The 6,758-nt window shown below is 67.9% G+C and carries 6 protein-coding genes; 2 read left to right on the top strand and 4 right to left on the bottom strand.

From position 1 onward, the window contains the following. Positions 1–306: 306 nt before the first annotated feature. Entirely contained in the window at positions 307–2,469 is a 2,163-nt protein-coding gene (gene uvrB, locus IEZ09_RS45475) for an excinuclease ABC subunit UvrB (protein WP_189260075.1), read from the bottom strand. Positions 2,470–2,524: 55 nt separating this feature from the next. Then, positions 2,525–3,631 carry a DUF5685 family protein gene (locus tag IEZ09_RS45470; protein WP_189260074.1) on the bottom strand — a complete coding sequence of 369 codons (1,107 nt, stop codon included), beginning with the start codon at positions 3,629–3,631 and terminating at the stop codon, positions 2,525–2,527. On the opposite strand from IEZ09_RS45470, the gene IEZ09_RS45465 reads away from it, so the two are divergent. Together IEZ09_RS45465 and IEZ09_RS45460 are read left to right on the top strand one after the other, a co-directional pair. Continuing rightward, complete coding sequence (locus IEZ09_RS45465; protein ID WP_189260076.1) at positions 3,630–4,190, top strand: ribonuclease FAU-1 family protein; 561 nt, start codon at positions 3,630–3,632, stop codon at positions 4,188–4,190. The genes IEZ09_RS45470 and IEZ09_RS45465 overlap by 2 nt on opposite strands. A gap of 88 nt (positions 4,191–4,278) precedes the next feature. Then, complete coding sequence (locus tag IEZ09_RS45460) at positions 4,279–4,797, top strand: ribonuclease FAU-1 family protein (protein WP_189260073.1); 519 nt, start codon at positions 4,279–4,281, stop codon at positions 4,795–4,797. On the opposite strand, the gene coaE is transcribed toward IEZ09_RS45460, so the two are convergent. Both coaE and IEZ09_RS45450 read right to left on the bottom strand, forming a co-directional pair. Further along, positions 4,773–5,921 (bottom strand): dephospho-CoA kinase, encoded by a 1,149-nt coding sequence (gene coaE / locus IEZ09_RS45455; protein WP_189260072.1) that lies wholly within the window; start codon positions 5,919–5,921, stop codon positions 4,773–4,775. The two genes, IEZ09_RS45460 and coaE, sit on opposite strands and share 25 nt — an antisense overlap. Positions 5,922–5,970: 49 nt before the next feature. Beyond that, on the bottom strand, positions 5,971–6,588 hold the full coding sequence (locus IEZ09_RS45450) for a hypothetical protein (protein ID WP_189260071.1): 618 nt from the start codon (positions 6,586–6,588) through the stop codon (positions 5,971–5,973). Positions 6,589–6,758: the final 170 nt, after the last annotated feature.

Here is a 6,758-nt window from a genome sequence, read left to right as displayed (position 1 = left end):
TGAAGAGACACGCTTTTCGTCCGAGTTGACACCCCTCCCTGGGTGTGGCTCGCTCCGGTACGGCTCGTGACGGGACACGCCCCACCCGAACGCAACCACCCACGCAACCGCAAGCCGCCCAACGCAACAGGCGTGCCATCAACCCGCTGAAGGCGCTGGTGGGTCTTTGATCAGATTGGCGGGGTCTGGGGCGGAGCCCCAGAAAGCAGCCGCCGGATCAGGACCCAGCGCAACCACCTACGGACACGCAACAGAAAGACGCCAACGCACCAGGGGGACGACCCACCCAACCGGCGCGCCCAGAAATCACTTAACCCCAGCCGCGTCCATCCCCCGCAGTTCCTTCTTCAAATCCTGAATCTCATCCCGCAACCGAGCAGCCAACTCGAACTGCAGATCCCGAGCAGCATTCATCATCTGATCAGTCAACGACTGCACCAGATCGGCAAGCTCCGACCGAGCCATCCCAGCCCGCTCATGCGAAGCCACAACCCCGGAAGACCGCCCGCTCTCCCCAGTAGCCCGCTTCCCGCGAGACTGGTTCCGCCCGGACCCGCCAACCGGAACCTCGTCCTCCATCTCGGAGTACACGGCCTCCAAGATGTCGGTGATCTTCTTGCGCAGCGGCTGCGGATCGATCCCGCGCTCGGTGTTGTACGCGATCTGCTTGGCGCGCCGCCGGTTCGTCTCGTCGATCGCGTGCTGCATCGAGTCCGTGATCTTGTCCGCGTACATGTGGACCTCACCGGACACGTTGCGGGCCGCGCGCCCGATCGTCTGCACGAGCGACGTCCCCGATCGCAGGAACCCTTCCTTGTCCGCGTCGAGGATCGCCACCAGCGACACCTCGGGCAGGTCGAGGCCCTCCCGCAGCAGGTTGATGCCGATCAACACGTCGAACTCGCCGAGCCGCAGCTGCCGCAGCAACTCCACGCGGCGCAAGGTGTCGACCTCGGAGTGCAGGTACCTGACCCGGATTCCCAGCTCCAGCAGGTAGTCCGTGAGGTCCTCCGCCATCTTCTTGGTCAGCGTCGTGACGAGCACCCGCTCGTCGCGCTCGGCCCGCTCCCGGATCGAGTGCACCAGGTCGTCGATCTGGCCCTCGGTGGGCTTCACGACGACCTCGGGGTCGACGAGGCCGGTGGGCCGGATCACCTGCTCGACGAACTCGCCACCGGACTGGCCCAGCTCGTACGGGCCCGGCGTCGCCGACAGGTAGACGACCTGGCCGATCCGGTCCGCGAACTCCTCCCACGTGAGCGGGCGGTTGTCCAGCGCGGACGGCAGCCGGAAGCCGTGCTCGACGAGGTTGCGCTTGCGGGACGCGTCGCCCTCGTACATGCCACCGATCTGCGGCACCGTCACGTGCGACTCGTCGATGACGAGCAGGAAGTCGTCCGGGAAGTAGTCGAGCAGCGTCGCCGGCGCCGTGCCGGGGCCGCGGCCGTCGATGTGGCGCGAGTAGTTCTCGATGCCGTTGCAGAAGCCGACCTGGCGCATCATCTCGATGTCGTACTGGGTGCGCATGCGCAGGCGCTGCGCCTCGAGCAGCTTGCCCTGGCGCTCCATCTGGGCGAGCGTCGCCTCCAGCTCGGCCTCGATGTCGCGGATGGCGCGTTCCATGCGCTCCGGGCCCGCCACGTAGTGGGTGGCGGGGAAGATCCGGAGGTCGTTGACCTCGCGGACGACGTCGCCCGTCAGCGGGTGGAGGTAGTAGAGCTTGTCGATCTCGTCGCCGAAGAACTCGACGCGGACCGCGAGCTCCTCGTAGGACGGGATGATCTCGACCGTGTCGCCGCGCACCCGGAACGAGCCGCGGGTGAACGACATGTCGTTGCGGGTGTACTGGACGTCGACCAGCAGGCGCAGGAACGCGTCGCGGTCGACCTCCGCGCCCACCTCGAGCGGGATGGAGCGGTCGAGGTACGACTGGGGCGTGCCGAGGCCGTAGATGCACGACACCGAGGCGACCACGATGACGTCGCGCCGGGTGAGCAGCGACATCGTGGCCGAGTGGCGCAGCCGCTCGACGTCCTCGTTGATCGAGGAGTCCTTCTCGATGTACGTGTCCGTCTGCGGGATGTACGCCTCGGGCTGGTAGTAGTCGTAGTAGCTGACGAAGTACTCCACCGCGTTGTGCGGGAAGAGCTCCTTCAGCTCGTTCGCCAGCTGGGCGGCCAGGGTCTTGTTCGGCGCCATGACCAGCGTGGGGCGCTGCACCCGCTCGATCAGCCAGGCCGTGGTCGCCGACTTGCCGGTACCGGTGGCACCGAGCAGCACCACGTCGCGCTCGCCCGCGCGCAGGCGGCGTTCGAGCTCGTCGATGGCCGCCGGCTGGTCGCCGGCCGGCTCGTACTCGCTGACCACGCGGAACCGGCCGTCGGTGCGGACGATCTCGCCGACGGGGCGGTGTTCGGAGTGCGCCTTGACGGTGCTCTCCTCTGGCGGAAGCTCGGTTGCGAATGCCACGGGAAGCACGTTACGCCGGGGGTCTGACAATTTCAGATTGTTGCTGGTCAGAGTCCTAATCGCAGGGGCAGCAGCTGCAGTCGCAGTCGCAGCAGTCGGTGCAGCCGCCATCGCATCCGTCGCAGTCGAACAGGTTCTCCCTGCGCTTGTCGCTCCACGGGCCGGGGAACGGGTCGCGGCAGCAGAACTGGCACGTCCCGCACATGTAGAGGAACGCACCGCAGCCCGTGAAGCACCCGCGCGGCTGTGGCTGCCAGTTGAGCCGCGGATACGCCCACAGCCCGCTGCCGGGATCGGACCAGCACGGCTTGTCGTGGGCCCGGCGCTTGCCGAACGCCCGGATGATCGACTCCTCCAGCTCGTGCACCAGCAGCTTGTGCACGAGCCGCGCGTCGGTGAACTCGACCTCGTCCAGCGCCAGCCGGATGCCCGTCACCGCGTCCAGGCACAGCCGGTGCGCCTCGTCCACGGACGTCCCGGTGGCAAGCAACGGGTTCCACGCACCCGACGCGCGGTCCTCCTCCAGGTCCTCCACGGCGTCGATCAGGTGCGCCACCCGCCCGAACAGCCGCCCCACCTCGCGCAGCGGCTCGACGTTGCCGGGCCTGCCCGCGATCACCGCCGTCTGCGCCACGGCGAACCCGGTCGCCGTCTCCGTCGGCTCGGTCACCACCAGCACCGAACTGCCCAGCCCCGCGGCGGCCTCCACGAGAGGCTGCCGCCGCACCGAGTCGACCATCACCGACGCGTCGAACCCGAGATCGGCGGCCGTCCCGAGTCCCTTGGCCGCCCACCGCTGCGCCACCGCGCGCCCCGCCCAGCCGACCCGGCCGGCGAGCCCGTCCCCGTCGTCCACGTGGTCGTGGATCTTCAACGACGCCAGCACCAGCGACACCGACGCCGCCAGCCGCGCACCGGCCCCGACGGCCACGTCCGCGGACTTCAGCCCCCGCAACGCACACGGCCCCGCGGACCGCCGCGAGAGCCCGCTCTGGGCCTCCACCATCGCCGAGATCATCAAGCCGTCGTAGTTGGTGACGAGACGCGAGAGATGACCGTGCTCGTCCCGCAACGACAGGCACATCCCGCACAGGTGCGCGAGCCACGACGATCTCAGCTCAGCGCCCATTCTGTTGCGGCAGGGGCGGATGATCCCGAACATGCGCGGCATCCTAAGTGGCCGTCTCAGGTTTCGATGGCAGTATCGCCACGTGGCACACATCCATCCGCCGAAGATCGAGTACTTCGACCTGGACGCCAAGAGCAACACCGATCCCAAGGGACAGCTGAGGAGCGTCGACGAGTACCGCCTCACCCCGACGGGCCTCTACATGTTCCGGCCGCTCGCCGGACATCCGAAGATCAGCCACTTCGAGAGCTGGTTCCTGCCGAAGCTCAACATCCGGGTCACCCGCCAGTCGTGGCACCCCGGTCACCTGATCGACTTCGACTTCTACGTGGACGTCGTGGAGATCTCGGCGATCGGCAGCGTCTGGAAAACGACGGACCTGTACCTCGATCTGATCGTCCGAACGGGTCACAGCGTCACGGTGCTGGACACCGACGAACTGATCGCCGCAGTTCAGCACAACTTGATCACTCCGGAGCGCGCGCAATGGGCCCTGGAAACCACCTACTCGGCGGTGTCGGGCATTTCAGCGCACGGTCACGATGTGGTCAGGTGGCTCACCTCTTCGGGTTGTCCCACCACCTGGCGTTGATACACAGAGTGTGTTCGTCATCTGACCGTGACGTAACGAATCGACCCGGCGGGTAACTGCGAGCACTTATGTGACTACGCTCGGCGGCGTGGGAGCGGTCACTACACCTCAGCTGGTCGACGTCGTCGACACCATTTCGGGCGTGCGCACTTATTCGTCCGGTGGCACGCGGACCTTGAGTTCGTGCGAGGTGGAACGCTGGGGCCTGCGCATCGAACATCCCACCCCGGAAGACCCGTTCTCCGACGCCGAGGTCACCTGGCTGCTGCCCGATCTGGGCCTGCGCCTCACGACCTACCGCCCGCGCTCCCGGCACGCCCGCAGCGGTCCGAGCGTGCTGTCCGCGGTCCGCGTGGAACGCGACCACCGCCACTGGCAGACCACGGACCTGTTGCTGGGCCTGGCAGTTCCCGGCGGCACCACGGCCCGCATCGTCCGCAGCGAGGAGTTCGCCGCCGCCGTCGCGGGCCGCGTGCTCCGCCCCGGCGACGCCGACCAGGCCCTGCGCACCGTCCACCGCACCCTCGAAGAGCTCAGCAACGTCAACCACAACCTGACGTCGTGGCTGACGTGGCAGGGCATCTACGACTCCTGGCCGCCCTTGTAGGCCTGCACGCGCGCAACGGCCGCCTCCATCCACGGGTCCTTGGCGGCACCGTAGGCGAACGCGTTGGCGTCAGCCGCAAACCGTTGGGACAGCTCCATCTTGTGCGCCGCGTACTCCTCACGAGCCCGCGCGTCGTGCCGCAACCAGTCGCGGAAGTCGATCGCCCACCGCCAGCCGGCCTCACCCGCGACCCGCACGTGCAGGTTCACCCGCCGCCCCGGATCGGCACCGGCGTGCAGCCGCTTGCTCCAGTCACCCGGACCGCGCGGTGTGTCGTCGTACGGTCCCAAGTACGGAAAACCGGCCTGCGCCAACGTCTCCCGCAACGAGTCGGCGGTCGCCATGTCCTCGACGGCGAGCTGGAAGTCCAGCACGTCCTTCGCCGCCAGCCCTGGCACCGCCGTGGACCCGATGTGCTCCACGTGCCGCCCACCGGCCGCAAAACTGATCCGCCGGGCAATCCGCTTGGCCTGCGCAGGCCACCGCCCGTCATAGGGCACCACGATCGGCGCCCCGGACGCGTACGACCGCGTCCGCACGTTCTTCTCGAACCCGACCAGCCGATCCCACAATCCGGTGATGTCCGGAACCTCGCCGGAGTTGTCCAGCCACACGTCCGCCACAGCTCGCCGCTGCTCGTCCGTGGCCTGCGCGGCAATCCGGTTCTCGGCGTCCCGCCGATCCATGCCCCGGCTCGTGACCAGCCTCCGCAACCGCGTTTCCGCATCCGCGTACACCACGATCACGAGGTGATAGGCCGCCGCCATGTCCCGCTCCACCAGCAACGGGATGTCGTGCACGACAACGGCATCCTCGGGCGCCTCGGCCATCCGCTGCCCGGTCAACGCCCCGATGCGCGGATGAGTGATCCCGTTGAGCGTCTGCCGAGCCTCCTCACTGGCGAACGCCTTGGCCGCCAGCCCCGCGCGGTTCAGCGTGCCGTCAGCGTTGAGCACGTCCTCGCCGAACGCCTTGACGACCTCCTTGAGCCCGTCGCTGCCAGGCTCCAGCACCTCGCGCGCCAGCTTGTCCGCGTCGATGACGACAGCGCCGTGCTCCGCGAGCAGCCGCGCGATCGTCGACTTCCCGGACCCGATCCCCCCGGTCAACCCCACCCTGAGCATGCCGGTCAGGTTAGCCGGGCCACCGGCGCGAGGAGGACCGACACCACCGCTAGACCGGCGGCGTCATGGACTGCTGGGCAAGCACCGGCAGCACGGCCATCAACCTGGCCTGCGGGAGGAAGTTGTTCCGGTTCCGCACCACGAACGTGGTCTTGCCGAGCGACCCGATGAGCAGCTGCTCCTCTTTCCCCTCGATCAACGTCCCCTTCTGCTTCCCGACGTCAACCTCGGTGATCTTCGCCCCGTCCTGCCGCTCGGCCTCGATGCTCTCGGTGATCCGAGTCCGCGCGGTCAGCTCGTCGGTGTACGTGGACAGCCCAACGATGATCTTCGCGTCCGGCAGGTTCTTCTTCTCGGGAATCCCGTAGTAACAGTCGATCTTCCCGGTCCGCCCGATCGACGGCTCCTTGATCCCGATGATGATCCGAGGCCCCCCTGGCAACTCCTGCCCGAGCGTCGCGTTCATGACGTCCACCGGCACCACGAGCTCACAGTCGTCCGGCAACGGCCGATCCACCATCGCAGGCACCCGCGAGGGAGTGGTGGGCGGGGTGATCTTCGGGATCTGCGGCGGCGGCTCCTGCGACTGCGGGGCAGGAGACGAGCAGGCCGCGCACACCGCGAGCGCCACAGCGCCCAATGCCACGAAGAACTTGTTCCCACGCATAGGTTTGCCAACCTACACAACGCTCTGAGGCCTCCACCACAGAGTGAACGGTCCATCCCCAGGCGACCCCACACACAGCACCCACCACCCCAGAGATCTCGCGAAGGCGAGCCCAAGCGATGGCGCAGCCGAGCAGTCCTTGGCATACCGGGCTGGTGGGGTGGGTCCCG

Origin of the sequence: Lentzea flava (genome assembly GCF_014648475.1) — a bacterium.
Lineage (GTDB): Bacteria > Actinomycetota > Actinomycetes > Mycobacteriales > Pseudonocardiaceae > Lentzea > Lentzea flava.
The sequence above is the reverse complement of the archived record's forward strand: the minus strand, read 5'-3'. Positions and strand labels throughout refer to the sequence as shown.